This window comes from Halorubrum sp. SS7 (assembly GCF_005435055.1).
Taxonomy (GTDB): Archaea; Halobacteriota; Halobacteria; order Halobacteriales; family Haloferacaceae; genus Halorubrum; species Halorubrum salinarum.
This window is the reverse complement of the sequence record NZ_SGXV01000109.1, coordinates 248-1,149: the sequence shown is the minus strand read 5'-3', so window position 1 is coordinate 1,149 and position 902 is coordinate 248. Positions and strand designations below refer to the sequence as shown.

At 63.0% G+C, this 902-nt stretch carries 1 pseudogene; it reads right to left on the bottom strand.

What is annotated here, in order from left to right:
* A pseudogene (locus tag EXE44_RS16915) lies at window positions 1-400 on the bottom strand (hypothetical protein); the annotation flags it as partial.
* Between the last annotated feature and the right edge of the window lie 502 nt (window positions 401-902).

The following is a 902-nucleotide window of genomic DNA, read 5'->3' as shown; positions in this document are numbered from 1 at the left end:
GACCGCCCCGCGGCTTATGGGGGTACTCCGGGTCCTGGAGCGCCGCCCGGAGCTCGTACACCTGCGCCTGCTTCATCGGGGTCCAGTAGTCGCCGCCGACCTTGTGGCGCCGCCACGCGACCGTGGACAGCTCGGCGTATTTCGGGTCCATGCCGACGACCGAGGCCCGCCGCCCGAAGGCCTCCCGGACGGGCGACCAGTCGGCGTCGTCGAGGGCGGGCAGATCGAACTCTCCGTCGACGGTACACGCCGACTCGATGCGGTCCTTCTCCCAGAGAGCGTCGACGTACGCTTCGCTCGCCTCGCGCACGGCTTCCTCGTCGAGGTGTTTGAACTGAAATGCGTCGGCGACCGCGAACGCTTCTATCGCCAGCTCCCGTTCCCGTTCGTCGTGATACATGAACCCCAGACCCAGATGCTTCGCTGCGTCCTGCGGTCCTCGCTGGTTATGCTCCTGTAACATGGTTTGTGATTCCGATTGTGAGTTAACCGTCATGGGTATGCTAATTTACTCAGTAGCGGCCTCGTTGGTGCCTTAAACCCGAATTCAGCGGTCAAGAATAAAACCGTTTCGTGCGAATTTCTATCGGTGATAATTATCATCGACGATGAGCGGGACCGACGTCGCCGGGCGACCCGGTGGCTCGCGGGGCAGACGGGGGTGAAAGGCACCGGTCACGGGGGCGATAACGTAACGAGCGGATTAAAATTACTGGAACGAGTCGGAGAGACGTCCGAGTATCTCACGTACGAGGGCAGTACCGGGTATCTTCGCGCGTCGTCCGGTGAAGACGGCACGGGCGAACGCGTCCGTCGCCGTTCGCCTTCGAGGGATGACTCCCAGTCGGACCCCGACGCTCGTCGCTGGACGGCTTCGACCGTGCCGCTCTGGTCGGCGTCGT